General features: G+C 70.9%; 26 protein-coding genes. 20 read left to right on the top strand and 6 right to left on the bottom strand.

Going from position 1 to position 24,869, the window contains the following annotated elements; all coding sequences use genetic code 11:
* Positions 1-50: 50 nt before the first annotated feature.
* Genes QNI14_RS09155 through QNI14_RS09140 form a run of 4 tightly spaced genes read right to left on the bottom strand, consistent with a single transcriptional unit; the run spans position 51 to position 4,410 of the window.
* The gene (locus tag QNI14_RS09155; protein ID WP_283716283.1) at positions 51-1,523 is read right to left on the bottom strand and encodes a serine hydrolase domain-containing protein; all 1,473 of its coding nucleotides are present in this window, start codon (positions 1,521-1,523) and stop codon (positions 51-53) included.
* Positions 1,524-1,557: 34 nt separating this feature from the next.
* Positions 1,558-2,502 carry an aldose 1-epimerase family protein gene (locus QNI14_RS09150; RefSeq protein ID WP_283716282.1) on the bottom strand — a complete coding sequence of 315 codons (945 nt, stop codon included), beginning with the start codon at positions 2,500-2,502 and terminating at the stop codon, positions 1,558-1,560.
* On the bottom strand, positions 2,499-3,533 hold the full coding sequence (locus QNI14_RS09145; RefSeq protein ID WP_283716281.1) for a zinc-binding dehydrogenase: 1,035 nt from the start codon (positions 3,531-3,533) through the stop codon (positions 2,499-2,501). Before QNI14_RS09145 ends, QNI14_RS09150 begins: the two co-directional genes overlap by 4 nt.
* 40 nt (positions 3,534-3,573) lie before the next feature.
* On the bottom strand, positions 3,574-4,410 hold the full coding sequence (locus QNI14_RS09140; protein ID WP_283716279.1) for a sulfurtransferase: 837 nt from the start codon (positions 4,408-4,410) through the stop codon (positions 3,574-3,576).
* A gap of 181 nt (positions 4,411-4,591) precedes the next feature.
* On the opposite strand from QNI14_RS09140, the gene QNI14_RS09135 reads away from it, so the two are divergent.
* From QNI14_RS09135 to QNI14_RS09105, 7 genes are all read left to right on the top strand, one after another.
* Positions 4,592-5,791, top strand: coding sequence for an ABC transporter ATP-binding protein (locus tag QNI14_RS09135; protein WP_283716278.1), 1,200 nt, complete (start codon positions 4,592-4,594; stop codon positions 5,789-5,791).
* A gap of 107 nt (positions 5,792-5,898) precedes the next feature.
* Positions 5,899-7,086, top strand: coding sequence for a polyamine ABC transporter substrate-binding protein (locus QNI14_RS09130; RefSeq protein WP_283716277.1), 1,188 nt, complete (start codon positions 5,899-5,901; stop codon positions 7,084-7,086).
* Positions 7,079-7,978, top strand: a complete 900-nt coding sequence (locus tag QNI14_RS09125) for an ABC transporter permease (RefSeq protein WP_283716276.1) — start codon at positions 7,079-7,081, stop codon at positions 7,976-7,978. The genes QNI14_RS09130 and QNI14_RS09125 overlap by 8 nt, the downstream gene beginning before the upstream one ends.
* Positions 7,975-8,886, top strand: a complete 912-nt coding sequence (locus QNI14_RS09120; RefSeq protein ID WP_283716275.1) for an ABC transporter permease — start codon at positions 7,975-7,977, stop codon at positions 8,884-8,886. Before QNI14_RS09125 ends, QNI14_RS09120 begins: the two co-directional genes overlap by 4 nt.
* Before the next feature lie 3 nt (positions 8,887-8,889).
* The gene (locus tag QNI14_RS09115; protein ID WP_283716274.1) at positions 8,890-10,554 is read left to right on the top strand and encodes an amidohydrolase; all 1,665 of its coding nucleotides are present in this window, start codon (positions 8,890-8,892) and stop codon (positions 10,552-10,554) included.
* A gap of 13 nt (positions 10,555-10,567) precedes the next feature.
* On the top strand, positions 10,568-12,007 hold the full coding sequence (locus QNI14_RS09110) for an NAD(P)/FAD-dependent oxidoreductase (protein WP_283716273.1): 1,440 nt from the start codon (positions 10,568-10,570) through the stop codon (positions 12,005-12,007).
* Complete coding sequence (locus tag QNI14_RS09105) at positions 12,004-12,348, top strand: cupin domain-containing protein (RefSeq protein ID WP_283716271.1); 345 nt, start codon at positions 12,004-12,006, stop codon at positions 12,346-12,348. The genes QNI14_RS09110 and QNI14_RS09105 overlap by 4 nt, the downstream gene beginning before the upstream one ends.
* Positions 12,349-12,356: 8 nt before the next feature.
* Here the strand turns inward: QNI14_RS09105 and QNI14_RS09100 are convergent, their stop codons facing one another.
* Positions 12,357-13,967 (bottom strand): PucR family transcriptional regulator, encoded by a 1,611-nt coding sequence (locus tag QNI14_RS09100; RefSeq protein ID WP_283716270.1) that lies wholly within the window; start codon positions 13,965-13,967, stop codon positions 12,357-12,359.
* Positions 13,968-14,059: 92 nt separating this feature from the next.
* Between QNI14_RS09100 and QNI14_RS09095 the strand changes: the two genes are divergently transcribed.
* From QNI14_RS09095 to QNI14_RS09050, 10 genes are all read left to right on the top strand, one after another.
* Positions 14,060-15,421, top strand: a complete 1,362-nt coding sequence (locus QNI14_RS09095) for an NAD(P)/FAD-dependent oxidoreductase (protein ID WP_283716269.1) — start codon at positions 14,060-14,062, stop codon at positions 15,419-15,421.
* Positions 15,422-15,510: 89 nt separating this feature from the next.
* Positions 15,511-16,212 carry a WXG100-like domain-containing protein gene (locus QNI14_RS09090; protein ID WP_283716733.1) on the top strand — a complete coding sequence of 234 codons (702 nt, stop codon included), beginning with the start codon at positions 15,511-15,513 and terminating at the stop codon, positions 16,210-16,212.
* A 3-nt stretch (positions 16,213-16,215) separates the two neighbouring features.
* Complete coding sequence (locus QNI14_RS09085) at positions 16,216-16,848, top strand: hypothetical protein (RefSeq protein ID WP_283716268.1); 633 nt, start codon at positions 16,216-16,218, stop codon at positions 16,846-16,848.
* 79 nt (positions 16,849-16,927) lie between these two features.
* On the top strand, positions 16,928-17,635 hold the full coding sequence (locus QNI14_RS09080) for a WXG100-like domain-containing protein (RefSeq protein WP_283716267.1): 708 nt from the start codon (positions 16,928-16,930) through the stop codon (positions 17,633-17,635).
* Entirely contained in the window at positions 17,635-18,237 is a 603-nt protein-coding gene (locus QNI14_RS09075) for an HNH endonuclease family protein (RefSeq protein WP_283716265.1), read from the top strand. The genes QNI14_RS09080 and QNI14_RS09075 overlap by 1 nt, the downstream gene beginning before the upstream one ends.
* A complete protein-coding gene (locus QNI14_RS09070) occupies positions 18,234-18,551 on the top strand; it encodes a hypothetical protein (protein WP_283716263.1) in 318 nt (105 codons plus the stop codon). Before QNI14_RS09075 ends, QNI14_RS09070 begins: the two co-directional genes overlap by 4 nt.
* The gene (locus QNI14_RS09065) at positions 18,548-18,886 is read left to right on the top strand and encodes a hypothetical protein (RefSeq protein WP_283716262.1); all 339 of its coding nucleotides are present in this window, start codon (positions 18,548-18,550) and stop codon (positions 18,884-18,886) included. Before QNI14_RS09070 ends, QNI14_RS09065 begins: the two co-directional genes overlap by 4 nt.
* 14 nt (positions 18,887-18,900) lie before the next feature.
* Positions 18,901-19,557: a hypothetical protein gene (locus QNI14_RS09060; RefSeq protein ID WP_283716261.1), complete on the top strand. Its 657-nt coding sequence runs from the start codon at positions 18,901-18,903 to the stop codon at positions 19,555-19,557.
* Positions 19,554-19,778: a hypothetical protein gene (locus tag QNI14_RS09055; protein ID WP_283716259.1), complete on the top strand. Its 225-nt coding sequence runs from the start codon at positions 19,554-19,556 to the stop codon at positions 19,776-19,778. Before QNI14_RS09060 ends, QNI14_RS09055 begins: the two co-directional genes overlap by 4 nt.
* Complete coding sequence (locus tag QNI14_RS09050) at positions 19,775-20,017, top strand: hypothetical protein (RefSeq protein ID WP_283716257.1); 243 nt, start codon at positions 19,775-19,777, stop codon at positions 20,015-20,017. Before QNI14_RS09055 ends, QNI14_RS09050 begins: the two co-directional genes overlap by 4 nt.
* 31 nt (positions 20,018-20,048) lie before the next feature.
* Here QNI14_RS09050 and QNI14_RS09045 read toward each other — a convergent pair whose 3' ends face one another.
* Positions 20,049-20,672 (bottom strand): TetR/AcrR family transcriptional regulator, encoded by a 624-nt coding sequence (locus tag QNI14_RS09045; protein ID WP_283716255.1) that lies wholly within the window; start codon positions 20,670-20,672, stop codon positions 20,049-20,051.
* Positions 20,673-20,736: 64 nt separating this feature from the next.
* Here QNI14_RS09045 and QNI14_RS09040 point away from each other — a divergent pair, with 64 nt between their 5' ends.
* Genes QNI14_RS09040 through QNI14_RS09030 form a run of 3 tightly spaced genes read left to right on the top strand, consistent with a single transcriptional unit; the run spans position 20,737 to position 24,853 of the window.
* Positions 20,737-21,771 (top strand): agmatine deiminase family protein, encoded by a 1,035-nt coding sequence (locus QNI14_RS09040; protein ID WP_283716254.1) that lies wholly within the window; start codon positions 20,737-20,739, stop codon positions 21,769-21,771.
* On the top strand, positions 21,768-23,474 hold the full coding sequence (locus tag QNI14_RS09035) for an amidase (protein ID WP_283716253.1): 1,707 nt from the start codon (positions 21,768-21,770) through the stop codon (positions 23,472-23,474). Before QNI14_RS09040 ends, QNI14_RS09035 begins: the two co-directional genes overlap by 4 nt.
* Positions 23,471-24,853, top strand: coding sequence for a pyridoxal phosphate-dependent decarboxylase family protein (locus QNI14_RS09030; RefSeq protein WP_283716252.1), 1,383 nt, complete (start codon positions 23,471-23,473; stop codon positions 24,851-24,853). The genes QNI14_RS09035 and QNI14_RS09030 overlap by 4 nt, the downstream gene beginning before the upstream one ends.
* Positions 24,854-24,869: the final 16 nt, after the last annotated feature.

The raw sequence follows: 24,869 nt of genomic DNA, 5'->3' as shown, positions 1-24,869 counted from the left end.
CCCTCGCCGGCAATTCTACGCGGCGCGGGGCACCTTCCCGAAGGCGGGACTCAGGCGAGCGAGGGCAGGGCGTGCCCGGCGGGGCCGTCGCCGCGCAGCGGCGGGTAACGCCACTGCAGCCGGGCGATCCCTCCCGGCTCGATGTCGACCAGGAGCGTGTGCGGGGTCTCGATCATCCGCAGCTCCGCATGCCACGCGCCGTCCACACCCACGGCGGCAGCACTGCGGAACGGCACCGGATCGAACCCGTCTGCCGGCGCCGGCCACGTCCCCGCCGCCCACGACCCGTGGCCGACGGGCAGCGTCACGTCGACATCGTCGCCCGTGATCCGCAGCGTCCACCCGTCGTCCGCCGCGACGACCTCAACCGACGAAGCGCCGGGCACGGGACCGCCGCTCGAGAACGGCCCCGGCACGGCCTCCCCCGCCTCGACATCGAAGACCCCCTCGAACCCGCCTCTCCCGAACGGCGCGGGGATCCTCAGCCCTGCGAGGCGCGCGGCGAGCGCGGCATCCGCTTCGGGGACCCCCGGCCCCGACAGCGCCGGCACCAGGTGGTCGGTCAGCACGTCGAGGAGCCCCTGCATGTCGACGGTCTCCGACGTCGTCACGACAACCGCATCCTCTTCGGGCCACACGATGATGAACTGCCCGTAGGCGCCGTCGCCGCGGAATCCGTGCCGATTCATCCAGTACTGGAAGCCGTAGCCCTGCTGCCAGTCGATCGGGTCGGCGGCCCCCGGCGCGCGATGTGCGGCGTCGTTCTCGGTCTGCAGCGAGGTCGCCTGCTCGACCCACGCCTCGGGCAGGAGTTGCGTGTCGCCGAACCGGCCGCGCTCGAGCGCGAGCTGGCCGGTCTTCGCGAGCGATTCGGTGCGCACGTGCAGCCCCGAGAACGCCATCTCGACGTCGCCGATCATCATCCACTGCGCCTCGTCGATGCCGAGCGGTTCGAGCAGTCGGGGCCGCAGATAGTCGAGGATGCCGCCGTCCGTCGTCTTCGCGACGAGGCGGCCGACGCCGTAGATCGTGGGCTGGTTGTAGCAGAACAGCGTGCCCGGCTCGCGCTCGGGCGGCACCGTGAAAAACCCGGCGAGCAGATCGCCACCGTGCGACGCGGCGGCAGCCGCCGCGCGGTCGAGCGTCTCCTGCTCGTGACCGCTCGACATCGACAGCGCGTGCCGCACGAGGTACCGGTCGTACTTCTCGTCGACGTCGTCAGGGACGAGCTCCGGGAAGTGGTCGACCATCCGATCATCCAGCCCGAAGCGCCCCTCGGCGATCGCGAGGCCCGCCGCGGCCGAGGTGAACGTCTTCGACAGCGAATACACGAGGTGCTTCAGGTCGGCCGCGTACGGCGCCCACCATCCCTCGGCCACGATGTGCCCGTGTCGCAGCACCATGAGGCTGTGCAGCTCGTGGTCGCTCGCCTCGAGCGCGTCGAGCAGTCGGCTGACGCCGGAGGCATCCACCCCCTGCGCGGACGGAGCGGACCGTGGCAGCGAGAAGGACGACGTCGTCATCGCACCATCGTACGAACCGCAGCCCGGCCGTGGGTCAGATCGCGCCGATCCGCCAGGATGCCGCGAATGCCACCCCCGGCTCGAGGACGACGAGCCCGGTGTCGAACGGGTACCGGTCGGCGTTGAAGGCGTCGGGGGCCGATGTCATCGGCTCGACCGCGAGACCGCGGCGGTGGTCCAGGTGCGCGGCGCCCTCGGGCTTGTCGCCGGTGTAGAGCTGCACCCAGCCGCATTCGGCGCCCCACTCGACTTCGACGCCGACCCCGGACGGGTCGGTCACCGCGAGGCGCGTGCGGCCGGCGGCATCCGCCGAGAGATCGGTGAACGCGTGGTCGATCTGCACGGGGCCCAGCGGGCGAGGCTCGCGCCGGTCGAAGCGGTCGGGCTCGTGCGTCTCGACGGGGTGGAGCGCCACCGGGCTGAGCCGGTCGGGCGTGACCTCGAGGACGGATGCCGCGGGCAGCGCGAGCGTCCATTCGTCGAGCGGCGCCGGGCCCGCGATCACGTACGGGTGCGGTCCGGTGCCGAACGGGGCTGCCGTCGCCGACTCGTTGGTCGCCCGGACGGTCTGCGTGAGGCCGTCGTCACCGAGCTCGTACGTCGTCTCGACGCGCACCCGCCACGGGTACCCGGACTGCGGCACGATCGTGGTGACGAGCGTGACGGCGTGCGGCTGCACGTCGACGGCAGCGTAGTCGAGCCACGCGGCGAGGCCGTGGAGCGCCTGCTCGCGCTCGGGCTCTGTGAGCGCGGTGTGGTACTCCTCTCCCGCGAAGGCGTACCGCCCGCTCACGATGCGGTTCGGCCAGGGCGCGAGCGTCGCACCGCGGTAGTCGGGGCGCACCTCGTCGGCGTCGAACGGCACGACGAGGTCACGGCCGTCGTGCCGCAGCACGCGAAGCGAGGCACCGACCGACGCGATCACCGCTTCATACGCATCGAAGCGGAGGGTGAACTGGGTGCCGGAGGCAGCGGTCACGGTCGGAGCATCACTTTCAGGGCCGCGCGGTCGTCCATGAGGCGGTAACCCTCGGCCGCGTCATCGAGGGGCAGGGTGCGGTCGAACACCGCGCCGGGATCGACACTGCCGTCCAGGACGCCCGGAAGCAATTCGTCGATGTACGCGCGCACCGGGGCGACGCCACCGGTGATCGTCACGTTTCGCGTGAACTGGGCCCGACCGATCGGGCCGTCAGCGTACTGCGGCACGCCGACGCGAGTCACGGTGCCACCGTCGCGGACGACGGCGAGCGCCTGCTCGTACGCGGGCAGGTGCCCCACGGCGTCGACGACCACGTGGGCGCCGTCGCCGTTCGTGAGGTCGCGCACCGCGGCGATGCCCTCCTCGCCGCGCTCGGCGACCACATCGGTGGCGCCATACCGACGACCGAGATCGGTGCGCGCCGTGTGGCGACCCATCAGGACGATCCGTTCGGCGCCGAGCTGCTTCGCCGAGAGCACGGCGAGCAGGCCCACGGCGCCGTCGCCGATGACGACGACGTCCTTGCCGGGTGCCACGCCGCCGGTGACGACCGCGTGGTAGCCGGTGCCGTACACATCGCTGAGGGTCAGCAGTCCCGGCATCCGCTCGTCGTCTTCGGCAACGTCGACGCGGTACAGCGTGCCGTCGGCGAAGGGGATGCGGCGGTACGCGGCCTGCGCGCCCTCGGCACCGGTCGGGTGCGCGAGGCCGGCGACGCGGCACGACGTCTGGAGGCCGGCGACGCAGAAGTCGCAGACCCCGCAGGAGTACACGAACGGCACGATGACGACGTCGCCGGGCTTCACGGTGCGCACGTCGGCACCGACCTCCTCGACGACGCTGACCGACTCGTGACCCATCGAACGCCCCTCGGCGTTCGCCTTCATCGAGTGATATGGGTGCAGGTCGCTGCCACACACGCACGAGACGACGGTGCGCACGAGCGCGTCGGTCGGCTGCTCGATCCGGGGGTCGGGTGCGTCGATGACCCGGACGTCGCCGGGACCGTACATGTAAGCGGCTCGCATGCTTCGATTCAACTACGGATGCCGCGTGCGGGGCTCCAGCTCAGGGCGTCGCGCCCGTCGCGATGGGGCGGTCCGGATGGTTCGCCCACTGGCTCCACGACCCGCCGTAGAGCGCCGCGTCGAAGCCGGCCAGCCGGAGTGCGACCGCGGCCTGCGCCGCCGAGACGCCCGACCCGCACGTGACGCCCACCTCGGTGTCGGTCGTCACCCCGAGCGCTTCGTACCTCGCGCGCAGCTCGTCGGCGGGGAGGAACCGGCCGTCCGCCCCGATGTTGCCGCCGGTCGGGGCGTTCACCGCGCCGGGGATGTGGCCCGCGCGCGGGTCGATCGGCTCGGTCTCGCCGCGGTAGCGCTCGGGCGCGCGCACGTCGAAGAGCAGCCCGTGCTCCGGGAGCGCGGCCGCCTCGTCGATGTCGAGCCGCCGCAGGTGCGCGGGCGAGAGCGCGACGTCGCCGCGCGCCGGCACGGTCTCACCCTCCTCGAGCGGAAGGCCGGCGTCGCGCCACGCCCGCAGTCCGCCGTCGAGGATGCGGACGTCGGGCACACCGGCATCCGTCAGCACCCACCATGCCCGCGACGCACCGAACGTGTTCCAGTCGTCGTAGACCACGACCGTCTCGCCCGCGTCGACACCCCACCGCCGCGCGGCCGCCTGCAGGTCGGCGAGCTCCGGCAGCGGATGCCGCCCATCGGCCGGCTCGCCGTGACCGGCGAGGTCGTCGTCGAGGCTGACATAGACGGCCCCGGGGATGTGTCCGGCGAGGTAGTCCTCCCGCCCGTCGGGGCGGTCGAGGCGCCAGCGGACGTCGAGGACGGCGACACCGCCCTCGCGTAGCAGGTCGTCGAGCTCGGCCGGGGTGACGAGGAGCGATGTCATCCCACGAGCGTAGGGGGCCGGGCGGGAGCCGTCGGGGAATCGCTGTCGAACCGGGACGCGAAGCGCGTGTTTCCACGCGGTGAACGTCGTCCGGACAAAGTGTCGGGGTCGCCGCGCGCGGAGCGTGTTTCGTCCGGTTCCCCCTCGCGGGCGTTGCCCCGGATCGATCCGGACGTATTGAATGACCGACAAGCGCCAGACCGGCGCAGGAGCGGAGCACCATCCCGTGACGACGGCACCCGAAGCCCTCATCGACGACGCGCGCCCTGCTGCGTCCACAGACGGCTCGGTCGTGCTGACCGACGTCGTCAAGCGCTACGGCGACCAGCTCGCGGTCGATTCGCTCTCGCTCGTCATCGAGCCGGGCGAGTTCATATCGCTGCTCGGCCCGTCCGGCTGCGGCAAGACGACCACGCTCCGGATGATCGCCGGATTCGAGCACCCCGACGCGGGCGACATCCGCATCTCGGGCGCGAGCGTGCTCGGCACGCCGCCGAACAAGCGCGACGTCAACACCGTCTTCCAGGCGTACGCCCTCTTCCCGCACATGTCGGTCGCCGAGAACGTCGCCTACGGGCTGCAGCAGCGGCGGACACCCAAGAGCGAAATCCGCGAGCGGGTCTCGAGCGCACTCGACCTGGTGCAGATGCGGCGGTTCGCCGATCGCAAGCCGACGCAGCTCTCGGGTGGACAGCAACAGCGCATCGCGCTGGCCCGCGCACTCGTGAACCGCCCCTCGGTCCTCCTCCTCGACGAGCCGCTCGGCGCACTCGACCGGCAACTGCGCGAAGAGATGCAGCTCGAGCTCAAGCTCCTGCAGTCACGCCTGGGCATCACGTTCGTCTTCGTCACCCACGACCAGGGTGAGGCGCTCTCGATGAGCGACCGCATCGCGATCATGCGCGAGGGCCGCATCGAGCAGCTCGCCGACGCCGACACCGTGTACTCGCGGCCCGCGAGCGCCTACGTCGCCGCGTTCGTGGGACAGCAGAACTTCTTCCGCGGTCCCCTCGAAGGTGCCGGCACCGCCGTCGCCAGCCCGCATGTGCTCGTCCGCTCGGCGGCCGAGCCGCTCTCGGTCCTGCAGGCCATCGCCGCGGTCCGCCCCGAGAACGTCGAGATCACCGCGGATGCCGCGCTTTCCGACGCGAACGCGGTGCGGGGCCAGCTGATCGGCGTCTCGCACCTCGGTGAGACGATGCAGTACCTCGTGCGCCTCGGCGACGACCAGAGCCTCATCGCGCGGCGCCCGACCCCGCAGGCGCCGCAGCTCGCGCTCGGACAGTCCGTCGTGTGCTCGTGGCGCCCGCAGGACGTGCTCCTCTTCCCCGAGGACGACGCCGCCGTCGAGGGCGGCTACGTCGCGCCGCCGACCCACTGATCCGCCACCACTCATCTGAAGCACACAGCACCAGCACCCAGCTCCACCGCAAGACCAGTTCCACCGCATCACAGAGCACACAGCGCCCGAACCGCAGGAGGCACCCGATGACCGACTCCACCCCGATCCGCATCCTCGCCCACAGCGACGCCGTCCCGGTGATCGCCCGCGAGCTGTCGCGTCGTCGCCTGCTCACCCTCGCCGCGCTCGGCAGCGCGACCGCGTTCCTCGCCGCCTGCGCCCCCGGTGGCGGCGGCACGCCCCAGCCCACCGCGGGCGCGACCGGCGGCGCCCTCGAAGACGCCCTGTCGGTCTACACCTGGGGCGACTACGACTCCCCCGACGTCGTCTCGGGCTACACCGCCGACCTCGGGCCGAACGTGTCGCTCGACTCGTACAGCTCGAACGAGGAGCTCATCGCGAAGCTCGTCGCCGCGAAGGGCACGAGCGGCTACGACATCGTCGTCCCGACGGGCGTGTTCATCCCGCAGATGATCGAGAACGGCCTGCTCATGCCGCTCAACAAGGAACTCCTGCCGAACCTCGAGCACATGGACCCGAGCTCGCTCGGTCGCGCCTGGGACCCCGAGAACGAGTACTCCGTGTGCAAGGCGTGGGGCACCACCGGCTTCGTGTACGACAAGAACGTCATCACCCGCGAGCTCGCCACGTGGGCCGACTTCTTCGACGCCGCGCAGAACGAGGCGAGCGGCAAGACGAGCATGTCCGACGACCCGGCCGGCATCATCGGCGCCTACTTCTGGGCGAACGACATGGACTGGAACACCGAGGACGCGGGCGAGCTCGAGGCCTGCCGCGCCTTCCTCGTCGACGAGATCGCCCCGCACATCTCGGCGTTCGACTCCTACCCGGGCACGAACGCGATCCCGCAGGGCACCCAGGTGCTCATGCAGGCGTGGAACGGCGACGCCCGCCTCGGCCTGCTCGAGACGAGCGACCCCGACCGCTGGCAGTGGGTGCTCCCCGGCCCCGTCACCGAGCTCTGGATGGACAACTGGGCGATCGCCGCCGGTGCACCGCACCCCGAGGCCGCGCACGCGTTCATCAACTACTCGATGAGCCCCGAGGCGCTCGCCCTGAACCTCGACTACATCGGCTACAACGTCGGCGGCAAGGACATGGAGACCGCCGCTTCGGATGCCGGCATGGAGCTCACCGACCTCATCTTCTTCTCGGACGACCAGCTCGCCTCGATGCGCGAGCAGGAACTCAACGCCTCGCAGGACGTGCGCGTCGCGATCTGGAATGAGATGAAGGCCGCGGCGGGTGCGTAAGACTTCCCGCCGCCGGCCGCAACTGGGGGGCCTCCTGGCCCTGCCCGCGTGGGCGTGGCTGGCGGTCTTCTTCGTCGCGCCGGTGCTGCTGGTCGTCTGGTTCAGTTTCGGCTATAAACCCGGCATCTTCGGTACGCACGCCAACGATGTGCTGTCGTTCGACCGGTACGTCGAGGCGCTCTCGCCGACCTTCTTCACGACCTTCCAGAACACGCTCTGGGTCGGCGTCCTCGGCACCGTGCTGTGCTTCGCGGTCGGTGCGCCGGTGGCCTACTGGATGGCGTTCAAAGTGCGGCCGCAGCGCCGCGGCATCCTCCTCGCCCTCATCCTCATCCCGTTCTGGACGAACTTCCTCGTCCGCACGATCGGGTGGCAGGTGATCATCGCGCCGGAGGGGTGGCTGTCCAACCTGCTGCAGACGCTCGGGCTGCTCGACGGTCCGCTGGATCTGCTCTACACGCGCGGTGCGGTGCTGCTCGGCGTCGTCTACAACTACCTGCCGCTCATGATCCTGCCGCTGTTCGTCGCGTTCGACCGCGTCGGCCCGATCGTGCGCGAAGCGTCGAAAGACCTCGGCGCCGGCAAGATCGCGACGTTCCTCCGGGTCACGCTGCCGCTGTCGCGGCCGGGCATCGTCGCTGGCGTGCTGCTCGTGTACATCCCGCTGATGGGCGACTACATCACGGCGACCGTCCTCGGCGGAGCACAGGGGAACATGGTCGGCCAGCTCGTCGCGAGCCAGTTCCAGACCGCCCAGAACTGGGCACTCGGGTCGGCGATGGCCGTCGTCCTCATGCTCGTCATCGCGCTCAGCATCGGGGTCGCGGCACTGCTCATCTGGCTCGTGCTGCTCCCCTTCCGCGCGCGTAACCGGCTGGAGCTGGCGGCATGAGCGTCACGACGAAGACCGAGTCGATCCTCCGCCGCAGCGACGGCACGCTCGCCGGCAGCGACCGCCGGAAGTACCGGTCGTGGAGCGACATCGCACTGCAGGTGTGGGGCATCCTCGTGCTGCTGTTCCTGTTCGCGCCGATCATCGTGATCATCGTCTACTCGTTCAACACGGGTCGCCTGCTGGTGTCGTGGAGCGGGTTCGGGTTCGACGCGTTCGCCACCATCCTCGAGAAGCCCGCCGTCCAGAACGCGGTGCGCGTCTCGATCGTGACCGCCGCCTTCTCGGCCGTCATCGCGACGGCGCTCGGCACCCTCGCCGGCATCGCAATGGCCCGCTACCCGGGCAAGTGGGTGTGGTGGTTCCTCGGGCTCCTGCTGTTCGTGTCGGTCACGCCCGAGATCGTCGACGCCGTCGCGCTGCTCCCCTGGTTCGTGATGTTGGGACAGGATGCCGGGATGCCGGTGTTCAACGACGGCATCGTGCGCCTCTCGATCGGTGCGTCCCTGTTCTCGACGGCCGTCGTGTCGTATCTCGTGCGGGCGCGCCTCGTTGGGCAGGACGCGAATCTCGAAGAGGCCTCGTACGACCTCTACGCATCGACGTTCTCGACGTTCCGCCGGGTGACGCTCCCGCTCGCGATGCCCGCCGTGCTCGCAGGGTTCCTCCTCGCGTTCACGCTCGGTCTCGACAACACCGTCATCGCCGCGTTCGTGCAGGTCTCGGGTTCGACGCCGTGGCCGGTATACGTCCTGAGCGCGGTGCGCTCTGGACTGCGGCCCGAGATCGCCGCGGTCTCGACCGTGATGCTGCTGCTCACGCTCGTCGCCCTCGCAGTGGTCGCCCTCGTGCTCCGCAGGGCAGGTGACTCCGCGACCGACATCGCCCGCACCATGGCGGGAGGGTGAGTCGTGGCATCCGCTGACCTCGTCTTCACCGGCGGCGCGGTGTTCACGGCCGACACGGTGCGTTCGCGTGCGAGCGCCGTCGCCGTCTCGGGCGGTCGGATCGTGGCGGTCGGTCACGATCTGAGCGACCTGATCGGCCCGCGTACCGAGGTCGTCGACCTCGCCGGCCGCATGCTCGTGCCGGGTTTCCAGGACGCGCACGTGCACCCGGTCTGGGGCGGGCTCGACATGCTGCGCTGCGACCTCGCCGAGCTGTCGACGTCGGCCGAGTACCTCGACGCGATCGGCGCGTACGCCGCGGCGCATCCGGGCGACGACTGGATCCTCGGCGGCGGGTGGCAGATGTCGGCGTTCCCGGGCGGCACGCCCACCGCCGTCGCCCTCGACGCGGTGACCGGCGACCGGCCGGCGTTCTTCCCCAACCGCGACGGCCACGGCGCCTGGGTGAACTCGGCGGCGCTGCGGCGCGCCGGCATCGACGCGCACACACCCGACCCCGCCGACGGTCGGATCGAACGGGATGCCGCGGGCGCACCGACCGGCACGCTGCACGAGGGCGCGATGACGCTCGTCAACCGGCTGCTGCCCGAGGAACCACCGGAGCGGATGGTCGAGGCGCTGCTCGTCGGCCAGCGGTACCTGCACTCGTTCGGCATCACCGCGTGGCAGGACGCGATCGTCGGCCCCTACGGCGATGCCGGCGACCCGGCCCCGGCGTACCGCTCGGCGGCGATGGACGGCACCCTGACTGCGAAGGTCGTCGGCGCGCTCTGGTGGGACCGCACCGCCGGTCTCGAGCAGATCCCCTCTCTCGTCGAGCGTCGCGAACGCCTGAGTTTCGGCCGGTTCCAGGCCACGAGCATCAAGGTGATGCAAGACGGCGTCGCCGAGAACTTCACCGCCGCGATGCTCGAGCCGTACCTGGACGGCCACGGCCACGGACACGCGCACTTCACCGACAACTCGGGCATCTCGTTCGTCGATCCGACCATCTTGAACGAGGCGGTGCCGCAACTCGACGCGCTCGGGTTCCAGGTGCACTTCCACGCGATCGGCGACCGCGCCGTGCGCCAGTGCCTCGACGCCGTCGAGCACGCACTCGCACGCAACGGTCGTGGCGACGGTCGGCACCACATCGCGCACCTGCAGGTCGTCCACCCCGACGACATCCACCGGTTCCGCTCGCTCGGCGTCGCCGTCAACATGCAGCCACTGTGGGCGACGTTCGAGCCGCAGATGATCGATCTCACGCTCCCGTTCCTCGGCGAGCCGCGGTCGGCCTGGCAGTACCCGTTCGGCGATCTGCTCCGGTCGGGCGCCGTGCTGGCCGCGGGCAGCGACTGGTCGGTCTCGTCGCCCAACCCGCTCGCCGCGATCCACACCGCGGTGAACCGGACGGCGGCACCCGGGTACGAAGAGGGCGACTACGACCCGTTCCTCCCCGAACAGGCGATCGACCTGGCGTCATCGCTCACGGCCTACACGGCGGGGTCGGCCTGGGTGAACCACCTCGACGCGACGACCGGAACGATCGAAGTCGGCAAGTCAGCCGACTTCGCACTCCTCGACCGAGACCCGTTCGCAGGCCCCGCCGACCAGATCGGCGCCACCCGCGTGCTGCAGACGTTCGTCGACGGTGCCCGCGTGTTCGCAGCGGATGATGCGTGAGCGGGGAGGACGCATGAGCCGGAATTCCACCGTCTTCGAGCGGCACGCCCCCGCGGCATCCGTCGTCGACCACAGCCTGGGAGACAGCCGCCACGCGGTCTTCTGGACCGAGGACGTCCCTCGCGCGCTGACCCCAGACCGACCGCCGCTGCACGGCACGACCCGGGCCGACCTCGTCGTCGTGGGCGGCGGCTACACCGGCCTGTGGACGGCGCTACTCGCGGTCACCCGCGATCCTGGCCGCCGCGTCGTCGTCGTCGAGGCGAACCGGGTCGGGTGGGCGGCATCCGGTCGCAACGGGGGGTTCTGCGAAGCGAGTCTCACGCACGGCGCCGAGAACGGTCACGCGCGCTGGCCCGACGAGATGCCGACGCTCGAGCGACTCGGCCGCGAGAACCTCGACGCCATCGGTGCCGCCGAGGCCGAGTACGGCATCGACGTGCAATTCGAGCGCACCGGGCAGTTGGCCCCCGCGATCGAGGAGCACCAGCTCGCCTGGCTCGAGGAGTGGGCGGCCGAGGGCGAGTCCGGCGTCGTCCTCCTCGACGAGGCGGCCGTGCGGCGCGAGGTCGACTCCCCCACCTACCTCGGCGCGGTCTGGGAGCAGGACACGTGTGCGCTCGTGCACCCGGCGCTGCTCGCCGCCGAACTCGCACGCGCGTGCGAGGAACGCGGCGTGGAGATCTTCGAACGCTCACGCGTGCAGCGCGTCGAGACACCGGGATCCGGCGGCGTCTCGGTCGTGACCGAGCACGGCCGCGTCGACGCCGATCATGCCGCCCTCGCGACGAACGTGTTCCCGTCGCTGCTCACCCGCAACCGCCTCATGACGGTGCCGGTGTACGACTACGTGTTGATGACCGAGCCGCTCACCGCCGAGCAGTGGGCGTCGATCGGCTGGGCGAACCGCCAGGGCATCGGCGACATGGCGAACCAGTTCCACTACTACCGGCCGACCCGCGACGGGCGCATCCTGTTCGGCGGCTACGACGCCGTGTACCACTACGGGCGCAAGGTCGACCCGGCGTACGAGGACCGGCACGAGTCGTGGCGACGACTCGCGAGCCACTTCTTCACGACGTTCCCGCAGCTCGAGGGGCTGCGATTCAGCCACCGGTGGGCGGGCGCGATCGACACGTCGACGCAGTTCACCGCGTTCTTCGGTACGGCTCGGAAGGGCCGGGTGGCGTACGCCGCCGGCTTCACCGGCTTGGGCGTCGGCTCGACCCGATTCGCGGGCGACGTCATGCTCGACCTGCTCGCGGGCGAGGCGACCGAGCGGACGGAGCTCGAGATGGTGCGGAAGCGCCCGCTGCCGTTCCCGCCCGAGCCGCTGGCCGCGGTGGGCATCGAGGCGACACGGTGGTCGCTCGACCGGGCCGACCACCGCGGCGGACGGCGCAATGTGCTGCTGAAGACGCTCGACGCGCTCGGGCTGGGGTTCGACTCGTGACCGGTCTCGCGCCGAACGCGATGACGGATGCCGCCACCCTCGAGGTCCCGCTCGAACCGGTGCCGGCGGCGCAGGTGCTGCACGGTGCGCCCGAGTCGGGCTGGACCGCCCTGACCGACACGGTCGGCGTGTGGGTGCACACACCCGGCGTCTCGACCGACGTCGAGGAGGACGAGCTGTTCGTCGTGCTCGCCGGCCGCGCGACGGTGACGTTCCCCGACGTCGACGCAGCGCCCCTCGACCTCGGCCCGGGGTCGGTGGGCCGCCTCGCGGCCGGCACCGCGACCGTGTGGACGGTGACCGAGACGCTGCGCAAGGTGTACGTCAGCGGCGGCGGGTGAACGCCCGATCAGCCCAGGGTCGCCCTGCGGACGAGCAGCGCGAGGTGGAGCGCGGTCTGCACCTCGCCATCGTCGAGGTCGGTGCCGAGCAGGTCTTGGATGAGCGCGATGCGCTGGTAGAACACCGAGCGCGACAGGTGCGATGCGGATGCCGCGGCGGTGCGGTTGCCCGGGTGCGCGAGCATCGCCTCGAGCACCACGAGCAGGTCGCCGGAGCGGGCGAGGTCGTACTCGATGAGCGGGGCGAGCATGCGTTCACCGTGGTCGATCACGCGGTGGTCGTCGCGGAGCGCGGTCACGAGGCGCGCGAGCGGTCGGTTCTCGACGCGGCGCACCTGCGGGCCGTCACCGGTCCGACCGCCGCCGGTGCGCGAGAGGTCGATCGCCTCCTGCAGCGACGCGAGCCCCGCTTCGAGGCCGGTGCCGCTCGAGCCGATGGAGATAACGACTCGTTCGGGGTCGCCGCCGAGCCCGCGGCAGAACGCCTCGACCGCGGCGTCGTCGAAGCGGGTGCGGGCCGGCAGCGAGAGGAGCATCGCCGACCCCGCGCCGTCGACCGGCGACGATCCGGCGAGCGCACGACCACCGACGCGACCGGCAGCGTCGTCGGCCGCGGCCGGCGTCGGCGCGACCCCGGTGACAACGACCCCCAGCAGCTGCGCACCCTCGATGGGAAGGCCCGCCGCCTCGACGCGCGCCGTCGCGGCGCTGTGCCCCGTGAAGCGACCGCGCACGAGCTGGTCGAGCAGCTGGCGCCGACCGATCCGGCCCCACTCGTCGCTGTCGCCCTCGGTGAGTCGACCGAGCGAGAGCGCGAGCGCCCCCTGCTCGACGATGTTCGTGCGTCCGGCCGCGTGCTGCGGCCCGGGCAGCGCGACGAGGTATCCCCACCGGATGCCGCGTGCCTCGACCGGCACGATGAGCCAGTCCGGCTCGCTCGCATCGCGATGCGCGAGGCGGGAGCGCACCTCCCACCGCGTGAGGAGCTCCTCCTCGAGCGCGGGCGGCACCTCGGCGACGACGACGTCGTGGGCGAGGTTCTCGAGCACGACCGGTGCGCCGAGTGTCTGCGCGACCTGGGCGACGATGTAGTCGGCCGATGCGCCGCGAAGCGCGAGCCCCGTGAAGCGGGTGCGCACGTCCTCGCGCATCCGCAGCGCCGCCGACTGGTCGTCGATGATCCGTCGGTGCACGGCCTCGGTGACGGTGACGAACTTCACCTCCCGGTGGAGCACGACGAGGGCGAGTCCGAACGAACGCGCCGCGGCGACGAGGGCGGGCGGCACCTCGTGGTGATGTGTGCCGAGCTCGAGCACGAGGCACGAGAGGCCGGCATCCGCGAGTCCGGCGACGAACTCGTGCAGCTCTTCCGAGGAGGCGGGCCATGCCGAGCCGGTCGACAGCAGCAGCTCGCCTCCGTCGAGCAGTCGCGCGACGCCGGCACTGTCCGACACGTGGACCCAGCGCACGCGCGCGTCGAGCGCGCCCCCACCGACGAGGACGTCGGGCCGCCCCGCGAGCATCGCGTCGAGCGCGAGCACCTCGCGGACGCTCGGCAGGCTGACGCCGCTGTCCGGACGATCCGTCCGACTCGGCGCCCGGTCATCGATTGCGGTCATCGGAACTCACCGTTCGGGATCAGAGAGCGGGCGTGCGGTCAGCCTAGCCGCTCCGGTCGATCTGTCCGGACCCAGCACGAGAGGATGTGCGCATGACCGTCAACGGAGCCGTCTCCTTCTGGTGGCGCGACCTCGGCGGGCTGCCGACGCCGCGGCCCGCACTGCCCGGAGACCTGCAGGTCGACGTCACGATCGTCGGTGCCGGCTACACGGGCCTTTGGACCGCGTACGCGCTCGCGAAGGCGCAGCCGGACCTCCGCATCGCCGTACTCGAACGCCGGTTCGCCGGGTTCGGGGCGTCGGGGCGCAACGGCGGGTGGCTCACGAACTCCGTGACCGGCGGACGCGAGCGCTACGGCCGCGAGGGCGGCATCCGCCAGCAGCGGGCGATGAACGAGACGGTCGACGAGGTGATCCGCGTCGCCGAAGAAGAGGGGATCGACGCCGGCATCCACAAGGGCGGCGAACTGAACATCGCGCGCGGCGCGGCCCAACTCGCCCGGCTCGACGCGGAGTACGCGTCGGAGTCGGCATGGCCGGGCACCGATGTCGAGCGGTGGGATGCCTCGCGTACCCAACGCGCGGTGCAGGTCGACGGCGCGGTCGCGGGGCTGTGGCATCCGCACTGCGCCCGCATCCACCCGGTGCGGCTGGTCACCGGGCTCGCCGCCGCCGTCGAGCGGCTCGGCGTCCGCATCTACGAAGACACCGAGGTCACCGCGATCTCCCCCGGCCGAGCCGAGACCGTGCACGGCACCGTCTCGGCCGACGCCGTCATCCGCGCGACCGAGGGATTCACCCCCGATCTGCGCGGCGAGCACCGCACCTGGCTGCCGATGAACTCGTCGATGATCGTCACCGCGCCGCTCCCGGCAGCGGCATGGGACGAGATCGGATGGACGGATGCCGCCACCCTCGGCGACTTCGCGCACGTCTATATGTACGCCCAGCGCACCACCGACGACCGGATCGCGTTCGGCGGCCGCGGCGTGCCCTACCGGTACGGCTCGCGGGTCGACACCGACGGGACGACGCAGGAGCGCACGGTCGGCTCCCTCACTGCGCTCCTGCGGGAGTTCTTCCCCGCGGCATCCGATGTCCCGATCGACCACGCGTGGGCGGGGGTGCTCGGCGTCCCCCGCGACTGGGCGGCCACGGTCGGCTTCGACCGCGCGACGGGCCTCGGTTGGGCGGGCGGCTACGTCGGCACCGGCGTCGCGACGACGAACCTCGCGGGGCGCACGCTCGCCGACCTCGTCCTGGGCCGTGACACCGACCTGGTGCACCTGCCGTGGGTCGGACATCGCGCGAAGCGGTGGGAGGTCGAACCGCTGCGCTGGCTCGCCGTGAACGGGATCTACGGCGCGTACCGACTCGCTGACGCACACGAGGCGGGCGGCGCAGTCACGACCTCTCCCCTCGCGAAGATCGCCGACCGCATCGCGGGGCGGTGAATCGCCGCAGGAGGTGGGTGGGGTGTTCTCCCCATCGCGCTCCGGCGGCGCCCTGGATACCTTCGACGGCGGAGGTGGTCGCCGTGGGGATGATGTTGCCCAACGAACTGATCTGGATCATGGACAAGATGGGGCTGGAATGGCCCGACATCGACGAGGACGAGGTCCGCAAGGCCGCCGATCTCGTGCGCGGCTACCGCGACGACATGGAGACGATCATCCAGGCGGCCGACACCCGGATCAACGGCGAGCTCGCGGTCGCCCTGCAGGGCAACGCCGGCAACGCCCAGATCGACGGGTGGAACCGCAATCGGTCCGAGAACATGCAGCAGCTGCTGGACGTGCTGGGACCGGCAGCGCAGGGCATCGACATCGCCGCGAACATCGTGCTGGCGCTGAAGGTCAAGGTCATCGTCGAGGTGACCCTCACCCTCGTCCAGCTCGTCCCGCTGCTCGCGGCCGGTCCGTTCGGCGCCGGCGGCGCCGCCGTGCTGCTGCTCGTGCGCAAGAAGCTCTTCTCCATGATGATGGAGGCCACCCTCGAGCAGGTCATCAACCAGGTGCTCCCGCTCGCGGTCGAGCCGCTCGTCGACCAGGTGCCCGCGATCGTCATGGCGCTCATGGACGCCCCGGTCGTCGAGGGCGCGATCGGCGACGTCGACGACTTCCAGGCCGACCTCGAGGCGCTCGAGGCCGCCGCCGACGAGATGGACGGGCAGGCCATCGACATCGAGGACCGCACCGACCGCCTGCTCGCCGACCTCTCCAACCTGCAGATTTCGGGGGACTGACCGATGACCATGAAGGTGCTGATGCGCGAGATCATGGATGCCGTCGACGGCGCCGGCCGCGAGTTCAAGAAGGGCTTCGGCAGCGCGTTCCGCAAGCGCGGCGGCAAGCACCGCGCCGACGCCGACCGCATCCGCGGCACGGACCGAACGAACCGGAACGACGTCCCCAAGCACAAGAAGAACAAGCCGACGTCCCACGCCAAGGACTACAACATGCTCCGGGACGTGCACCGCGGGCTCGGGCAGTTGGGCCGTACCGGCCGTCATGCCGCTCCGGATTACAACGCCGCGAACGACCTCGGAACCTCGATCGGCAAGGCGGTCCGGGACACCCCCGGCGACATCCGCGACGAGATCCTCGGGACGCCGAAGAAGGTCCCCGGCCAGATCGTCGAGGAGCTATACGAGGACGCGATCGGTCAGGACAACCCCGACAAGTACGGCCAGACGAGCAGCGGCGACATGGAGTTCCTCGCGCCGGCGGGCGAGGCTGCGGCGCTGGAGCGCATGAGCCAGGCCGGCATCGAGGCGCGCTTCGACCTGGAGCCCGGGGCGCTCAACGGCGCGTCGTACGAGATCCGCCCGGTTCCCGGGACGAACTTCGTCACCATCGACATCTCCCGCCCGGAGGACTGACCGATCGAGATGGGGAGCACTCCCCATTCCGCCCTCCGACCCGGGCTTCTAAAGTCGGTGGCACGAAGGAGGACCTGCCATGGGGATGATGTTGCCCAACGAACTCGTCTGGGTCATGGAGAAGCTCGGCTTCGAATGGCCCGACATCGACGAGGACGAAGTCCGCAAGGGCGCGACCCTCGTCCGCAACTTCGGGAACGACCTCGAGGACGTGATCCAGGCGGTCGACCGCGTCGTCAACCAGGACATCGCGACGGCACTGCGGGGACAGGCCGGGCCGTCGACGGTGAGCGCGTGGAACACGAACCGCGCCTCCAACCTCCAGAAGCTCGTCGACATCATGCCGCCGGCCGCGACGGCGATGGACGTCGGCGCAGAGGTCATCTTCGGATTGAAGATGAAGGTCATCATCGATGTGACCTCGACGCTCGTCACGCTGGTGGCGATGCTGACGAACCCGATCACCGCCGCGGGCGCAGGGCCGATGCTGCTGATCAAGAAGAAGCTGCTGAACGCCGCGGTCGACATCGTCGTCGAGCAACTCCTCATCCAGCTCGCCCCGGCCGTCATCGAGCCGCTCTCCGAGCAACTCCCGGCGATCATCGATGCGATCCTCGATGCACCGCTGGTCGAGGGGCAGGTCGGAGACTCGGACGAGTTCCAGGCCGACCTCGACGCCCTCGCCTCCGCGCAAGAGGCGATGAACCTCCACGGTGCCGACATCGACACCCTCACGAACACGTTCTTCACCGAGTTCTCGGCCCTCGACTTCGGAGGCGACGCCTGATGAGTGCGATCAAACCGATCTTCCGCGAGGTCCGGCAGGCAGCCGTGAAAGCAGCCGGCGACCTGAAGGACCGTTTCCGCGGCGTCGCCGACAACCTGAACGTGCACTTCACCACGGTGGGGCGCCGGGTCAACGACCAGGACCGCTTCGACAGCGCTCCGGATGCACCCAACACCACGAACCCGTCCACCGCGCTCGGCAACGGCAACGGCAACGGCAACACCAACGGTGGCGACGGTTCGGTGTACTCCGTCGCGTACCAGATGCAGCTCGACCCCGACGACTGGGCGCGCTCGCGCTCCGTGCACTTCAACCGGTCGAACGCCGACCTCGACGCCGCCATGCAAGCCGACCCGGACTTCCGGGCCGCGATGGAGGCCATGTCACCGGGGATCTCCGACCGCGTGACCCGCCCGGGCGGACGCCAGAACCCGAACCCCGAAGACTTCATCTGGCACCACGCGCACCCGAACACGGTGGGTGGCCAGAACGGTGTGATGCAGCTCGTGCCGACCTACCAGCACACTCCCGGTTCGGACTTCTGGAGTACCCTGCACCCAGGTAACCGAGGCGGATTCGCGATTTGGGGAGAGAAGAAATGACCCGACCGACACGTGCTGTGTGGCTTGTGGACCGTAACGGCGCGAGCATCACGGAAGACGTCACTGGCGAGCGTTTCGACGCTCTCGTCGACACGCTCGGCGGCGATGACGTCGAGCACGCGAGCATCTCGCTGAGCGACGAGGACGGCTGGAACCTCGAGGTCTACGCGAACGCGATCTCACTCGAGAACGTCGAGCCCGGCGGCGACGAAATCGGCACGATCCGCGGAGCGGACCGGGCGACCCTTCGCGCGATCGCCGACGAGTTCCTCGCCGGCGACTTCGACGCCCTACAGGGCAGGGAATGGGCATGACCGACGTCGCCGACCGGTACGACGGCAAGCCGCTCCTCCGTTTCCTCGACGCATACGTGCTCGATGCGCTCGGTGCGCTCGACGAGAAGACTGCGGCACTGGCAGTCGCGATGAAAGACAAGACGGCCGCTGCGCTCGGCGTTGAGGGAGACACCTGGCAAGAGGTGATCGAACGCGCGATGGCGATGCCGCCAGGCGCGCGCGAGCAACTGCAGGCGCTCTGGGAGCAGCACGTCGTGCTCGTCACCGAGGCGGGGCAGACGCCCGACGTGGTCGCCTTCGCGCATGCGACGGTGGATGCCACGTTCCTCGGAGCCGGTCCGGCCCAGCGCTGACCGGTCGACTGCCCGTGACGACCGGCCCGGCCGCCGAGCTGATCGAGGCGATCGTCGAGCATCTGCGAGGTGCGCCGGACGAGTGGGATGCCCTCGCACTCGTGATCGAGCTGCGCGGTGACCGCGTCGCGACGACCTACGGCTACGTGTACCAGGCGGACGGCACCACCGCCGCCGTGGCGTCTCGCCCGTCGGGCGTCCTTTCGACGGTCCGGGCCTACCTCGCAGCGACGTACGAGGCCGGCCAGCGACTCCCGCTGAAGCTGCTGGTGCAGTTCGAGCGGATCACCCGCGCGTACGAGATCACCTTCGAGGACTCGGATGCCGCGAGATGGAAGGTCACGCCCGGGAACATCGACGTGGTGCCTCACGAGCTTCGACCCGACTTCGTGCGCCGGGTGATGACCCTCGACGAGCTGCTCCGGACTGTGGCGGAGGAGAGGCTCGACACACCGGTGCTCTCCGGCGCAGGTGTGCTGCACGACGACGCCGTCGTCCTCGAACGCCGCGGTGATCACTTCGTGGTCTTCCTCGTGAACGAGCGTCACGCGGTCATCGAGTCGACGCTGCAGACCTTCGACGCCGAAGACGCCGCGCTCGCGCACGTGCTCCGCAAGCTCCGGCAGGTGGCGCGGGCGCGTCGTTCCCTCGAGGCACTGGACCGACCGTGACCGAGCCGACGCACATCGTCCAGTCCAACGGTTTCAGCCGGATGCCGCTGATCGACACGCTCCGCCCGTTCGAGGAGCAGCTCCGCTTCACGCTGAACCGGATGGACGGCGCGACGCTCTGGGCATACAGCCTGTGGCGAGCGCCGGAGGGCGCGAGCCTTCGCGCGTCGCTCCCGTTCTCGGACGAGTACCTCCAGAGCGCGGCGACAGGACGGCGATGACGATCGAGGTCCGCACAGTCGATGCATCCGGGATCGCGACGCAGTTCGTCGTCGGCAAGCCGGCGGACGATGCCGGGGACGCGACTGAGACGATCACATGGGATGGCGGCACGCAACGGACGCTGGTCAGCGCGAACGAGGTGTTCACGGCCGATGAAGCTGCAGAGGTCTTCAGTGCGCACTTCCGCACTGACGAGGTACCGGCCGGGTACACGCTGCGGGAGCTCAAACGCGGCTGACCGGCCCGGCGCGGCATCCGCGCGGTCGGGATCAGGGCCCGAGCATTGCTGGGTCGACGCCGAGCAGCGCCGCGAGCGCCTGGCGGGTGAGCCGAGCCTGTGACGGATCGTCGCGCCAGCTGACGAGGCCGTGGGCGCCGAGGCCGTCGACCATGGCGAGCAGGTGCCACGCCACGGCATCGGCATCGACCTCGGCGAACTCGCCACGATCGATCCCTCGTTGGATCTCCGCGGCGATCGCCTGCTGCCACGCGTCCATCTCGAAGCGCACGCGCGCGGCGAGCGTGGCGTTGCGGGCGCCCAGCGCCCAGCCCTGCACCCAGACGAGCGTCACGTCGCGGCGGGTGCCGTCGAGCACGGTGTCGATGAGCGCGCCGATGCGGCTAGGGGCGGCATCCGCCTGCTCGAGGAGGGCGCGGACGGCGTCGAGCTCGGCGGCGACGATCGCGCCGAAGGTGTCGGCCACGAGCACGTCCATGCCGTCGGTGTGATGCGCGACCAGCCCGGGCGCGACGCCCGCGCGCGCGGCGACCGCACGGAGCGTGACGGCGTCGAGGCCCTCGGCGAGCGCGATCGCCTGCGCCGCATCGGCGAGCTCGCGCCGACGCTCGTCGGGGTGCATGCGCCGGCGGGGGGCGGTTGACGTGTCGCTCACGGGGTCGCTACGCTCCTTGTTGATCGCTTGATCAATACGGTACCGGACCCCGGAGGAGAACGCCATGAATTGGCGGATGCCGAGCGAAACCGCCCCGCACGAGCGCACCTGGATGGCGTTCCCGCGCGAGGGATTCACCCTCGGCGACACCACCGCCGAGCGTGAAGAGGGGTACGCGACGTGGTCGGCCGTCGCCGCCGCCGTCGCCCGCTTCGAGCCGGTCACGATGGTCGTCGACCCCACCGAGGTCGAGCGCGCGAAGCGGATGCTGCCGGGCGAGGTCACGCTCCTCGAGGCGCCCGTCGACGAGTTCTGGATGCGCGATCACGGTCCGACGTTCGTCGTCGACGACGCTCGTCCCCGCGTGCTCGGCGCCGTGGACTGGATCTTCAACGGCTGGGGCGCCCCCGACTGGGCGCAGTGGCAGGACTCCGCGGCGCACGCAGGTCTCATCGCGGCACATGTCGGCGCTGAGCTCGTGTCGTCGGTGCTCGTGAACGAGGGCGGCGGCATCCACGTCGATGGCGAAGGCACCGTGCTGCTCACCGAGACCGTGCAGCTCGACCCTCGGCGGAACCCGTTCGCCGACCGTGCCCGCGTCGAGGCCGAGATGGCCCGCACGCTCGGCACGACGAAGGCGGTGTGGCTGAGCCGCGGTCTCACCCGCGACTACGACGAGATGGGCACCAACGGGCACGTCGACATCGTCGCGACGATCTCGTCCCCCGGACGCATCGTGCTGCACGACCAGCGCGACCCCGCACATCCCGACCACGCCGTCACCGCGCAGTTGCGCGCCGAGCTCGCTGCCCACACGGATGCCGCCGGCCGCACGTTCGAGATCGTCGACCTCCCCGCACCCGCGACCCTCACCGACGCCCACGGCCCGGTCGACTGGAGCTACGTCAACCACCTCGTCGTGAACGGGGGCGTCATCGCCTGCGGGTTCGGCGAGGAGCGAGCGGATGCCACGGCACGGGCGATCCTCGCCGACGCGTACCCCGGCCGCGAGGTCGTCACCGTCGACGCGCGGGGCCTCTTCGCCCGTGGCGGCGGCATCCACTGCATCACGCAACAGCAGCCGGCGGTGGCGCCGTGATCGACGTGGTCGAGGCGTCCATCGCCGACCTGCGCGGTGCGCTCGAGCGCGGCGAGACCACCGCGGTGCAGCTCGTCGACGCGTACCTCGCACGGATCGCGGCCTACGACGGGCCCGACACCGCGACGGCGCTGAACGCGGTCGTCGTGCAGAACCCGCAGGCGCGCGCCGAGGCCGCGGCATCCGATGACCGGCGTGCCCGAGGCGAGGTGCGCGGGCCGCTCGACGGCATCCCGTACACGGCGAAGGACAGCTACCTCGTCGCGGGCCTCACCGCGGCGGCGGGATCGCCCGCGTTCGCCAATCTCGTCGCGCAGCGCGACGCGTTCACGATCGAGCGGCTCCGTGCTACCGGAGCTATCTGCCTCGGCCTCACCAACATGCCGCCGATGGCCAACGGCGGCATGCAGCGCGGCGTCTACGGCCGCGCCGAGAGCCCGTACAACGGCGCATACCTGACCGCCCCGTTCGGGTCGGGATCGTCCAACGGCTCGGGCACCGCGACGGCCGCGAGCTTCGCGGCGTTCGGGCTCGGTGAGGAGACGTGGTCGAGCGGCCGCGGCCCCGCGAGCAACAACGCGCTCTGCGCCTACACGCCCTCGCGCGGCGTCATCTCAGTGCGCGGCAACTGGCCGCTCGTCCCGACGATGGACGTCGTCGTCCCGCATACCCGAACGATGGCCGATCTCCTCGAGGTGCTCGACGTCATCGTCGCCGACGACACCGAGACCCGCGGCGACTTCTGGCGCGTGCAGCCGTGGGTGGAGGTCCCGGCCGCGTCCGAGGTGCGACCGGCGTCGTACCCGTCGCTGGCCGGCGGGTCGCTGCGCGGCATCCGCGTCGGGATCCCGCGCATGTACGTGAACGGTGATCCGGATGCCGGGACCGGAACGGGCATCGGCGGCTCGACCGGACAGCGCATCGAGACCCGCGCGTCGATCATCGACCTGTGGCGCGACGCCCGCGCCGACCTCGAAGCCGCCGGCGCGATCGTCGTCGACGTGGACTTCCCCGTGATCTCGAATTACGAGGGCGATCGCGTGGGCGCGACCACGATCGCGGACCGACTGCCCGACGGATACCTGCACCGCGAGATCGTCGACCTGTCGGCGTGGGGCTGGGAGGACTTCCTCGCCGCGAACGGGGACCCCGCGCTGCACACCCTCGTGGATGTCGACGGCGCCGTGATCTTCCCTCATCCCGAGGGCGCCCTTCCCGACCGCTACACCGGCTTCGACGACGACATCGCGGAGTACCCCGACTGGGTACGCCGCAACCCGGGCGCCGGACTCGACGACATGCCGGAGCTCGAAGCCGGCCTCAACGGGCTCGAAGAGATCCGCCGCGTCGACCTCGAGGACTGGATGGACGCACACGCGCTCGACGCCGTCGTCTTCCCCGCCGTCGCCGACGTCGGCCTGGCCGACATGGACGTGAACCCGGCCTCGGCCGATCTCGGCTGGCGCAACGGCACCTGGGTCGCGAACGGCAACCTCGCGATCCGGCACCTCGGCATCCCGACCGTGACCGTCCCGATGGGCACGATGGCCGACATCGGGATGCCGGTGGGCCTGACGTTCGCCGGCCGCGGCTACGCCGACTCGGCACTGCTCGCGTACGCCGCCGCGTTCGAGTCGCTCCGCCCCCGCCGCACCTCCCCCACTCGCACCCCCGCCCTCCCCGCGAAGGAGCACACCCCATGACCCAGCCCGCCCGCATGCACGATGTGCCAGCGCGCATGCACAATGTCACCGACGAGACCCGTCAGATCGTCGACCTCGTGCTCGACTACTCGCGGCAGCGTCTGCTCACGGACGACAACCCGCTCGACAAGCCGCTGCCGCCCGCTGAACTCGCCCGCCTCGCCGGGACGACGATCACCGAGCCCGGCATCGGCGCGCGCAAGGCGCTCGGCGTCTTCGAGCACGTCTTGGCGCCGGCCTGCATCACGACCGACGACCCGCGGTACCTGTCGTTCATCCCGAGCGCCCCGTCGAAGGCGGCGGCCGCGTTCGACCTCGTCGTCTCGGCGAGCGCGCTCTACGGCGGCTCCTGGCTCGAGGGCGCGGGCGCCGTGCACGCCGAGAACGAGGTGCTGCGCTGGCTCGCCGATGAGTTCGGGCTTCCCGCCGGCGCCGGCGGTGTCTTCGTCCAGGGCGGCACGCTCGGCAACCTCTCGGCGCTCGTCGCCGCGCGTGAGACGGCCCGCGACCGCGGCATCCGTCCTGACCGATGGCGCGTCGTCTGCTCGGCCGAGGCGCACTCGTCGATCGCGTCCGCGGCACGGGTGATGGACGTCGAGGTCGTGCCGGTGGCGCCGGATGCCACGGGCGTCCTCCGCGGCGACGCGGTCCGGGCGGCCCTCGCCGAGCACGGCGACAGCGTTTTCGCGGTCGTCGCGACCGCGGGGTCGACCAACTTCGGCATCGTCGACGACGTGGCATCCATCGCCGAAGCGACCCGCGAAGCTGGCGTCTGGTTGCACGTAGACGGCGCATACGGGCTCGCCGCGATGCTGTCGCCGGCCGCGCGCGGCTACTTCGGCGGCGTCGAGCACGCCGACTCGCTTATCGTCGACCCGCACAAGTGGCTGTTCGCGCCGTTCGACGCGTGCGCGCTCATCTACCGCGACCCCGAGCTCGGCCGTCGCGCCCACACGCAGCACGCCGAGTACCTCGACACCCTCACCGAGACGAGCGACTGGAGCCCGTCCGACTTCGCGGCGCACCTCACGCGCCGCGCCCGGGGCCTGCCGCTGTGGTTCTCGCTCGCCACCTACGGGGCGGGTGTGTACCGGGATGCCATCACGTCGGCGATCGACCTCGCGGCACGCATCGCCGACGAGATCGACCGCCGCGACGAGCTCGAGCTCGTGCGTCGGCCGCAGTTGGGCGTCGTGGTGTTCGAGCGACGCGGCTGGGAGAAGGCGGATTACACCCGCTGGTCGAACCGGCTGCTCGACGACCAGCACGCGTTCGTGACGCCGTCGAGCCACGCCGGCCGCACGAACGCGCGATTCGCGATCCTGAATCCGCGCACGCGGTTCGACGACCTGACCGGCATCCTCGATACGATGCGCTGAAGCGCCACCCGCCCGA

This window comes from Microbacterium dauci, assembly GCF_030065535.1.
In the GTDB taxonomy this organism is placed as follows: Bacteria; Actinomycetota; Actinomycetes; order Actinomycetales; family Microbacteriaceae; genus Microbacterium; species Microbacterium dauci.
Note: the sequence above shows the minus strand (reverse complement) of the source record. Positions and strands in the feature narration are given on the sequence as shown.

Bases quoted from the DNA above. Each gene is read 5' to 3' on its own strand.
- QNI14_RS09070 (WP_283716263.1), top strand. From the start codon at position 18,234: ATGACCCGACCGACACGTGCTGTGTGGCTTGTGGACCGTAACGGCGCG.
- QNI14_RS09075 (WP_283716265.1), top strand. From the start codon at position 17,635: ATGAGTGCGATCAAACCGATCTTCCGCGAGGTCCGGCAGGCAGCCGTG.
- QNI14_RS09110 (WP_283716273.1), top strand. From the start codon at position 10,568: ATGAGCCGGAATTCCACCGTCTTCGAGCGGCACGCCCCCGCGGCATCC.
- QNI14_RS09100 (WP_283716270.1), bottom strand. From the start codon at position 13,967: ATGACCGCAATCGATGACCGGGCGCCGAGTCGGACGGATCGTCCGGAC.
- QNI14_RS09030 (WP_283716252.1), top strand. From the start codon at position 23,471: ATGACCCAGCCCGCCCGCATGCACGATGTGCCAGCGCGCATGCACAAT.
- QNI14_RS09135 (WP_283716278.1), top strand. From the start codon at position 4,592: ATGACCGACAAGCGCCAGACCGGCGCAGGAGCGGAGCACCATCCCGTG.
- QNI14_RS09130 (WP_283716277.1), top strand. From the start codon at position 5,899: ATGACCGACTCCACCCCGATCCGCATCCTCGCCCACAGCGACGCCGTC.
- QNI14_RS09080 (WP_283716267.1), top strand. From the start codon at position 16,928: ATGGGGATGATGTTGCCCAACGAACTCGTCTGGGTCATGGAGAAGCTC.
- QNI14_RS09095 (WP_283716269.1), top strand. From the start codon at position 14,060: ATGACCGTCAACGGAGCCGTCTCCTTCTGGTGGCGCGACCTCGGCGGG.
- QNI14_RS09050 (WP_283716257.1), top strand. From the start codon at position 19,775: ATGACGATCGAGGTCCGCACAGTCGATGCATCCGGGATCGCGACGCAG.
- QNI14_RS09155 (WP_283716283.1), bottom strand. From the start codon at position 1,523: ATGACGACGTCGTCCTTCTCGCTGCCACGGTCCGCTCCGTCCGCGCAG.
- QNI14_RS09040 (WP_283716254.1), top strand. From the start codon at position 20,737: ATGAATTGGCGGATGCCGAGCGAAACCGCCCCGCACGAGCGCACCTGG.
- QNI14_RS09085 (WP_283716268.1), top strand. From the start codon at position 16,216: ATGACCATGAAGGTGCTGATGCGCGAGATCATGGATGCCGTCGACGGC.
- QNI14_RS09065 (WP_283716262.1), top strand. From the start codon at position 18,548: ATGACCGACGTCGCCGACCGGTACGACGGCAAGCCGCTCCTCCGTTTC.
- QNI14_RS09090 (WP_283716733.1), top strand. From the start codon at position 15,511: ATGATGTTGCCCAACGAACTGATCTGGATCATGGACAAGATGGGGCTG.
- QNI14_RS09145 (WP_283716281.1), bottom strand. From the start codon at position 3,533: ATGCGAGCCGCTTACATGTACGGTCCCGGCGACGTCCGGGTCATCGAC.
- QNI14_RS09120 (WP_283716275.1), top strand. From the start codon at position 7,975: ATGAGCGTCACGACGAAGACCGAGTCGATCCTCCGCCGCAGCGACGGC.
- QNI14_RS09140 (WP_283716279.1), bottom strand. From the start codon at position 4,410: ATGACATCGCTCCTCGTCACCCCGGCCGAGCTCGACGACCTGCTACGC.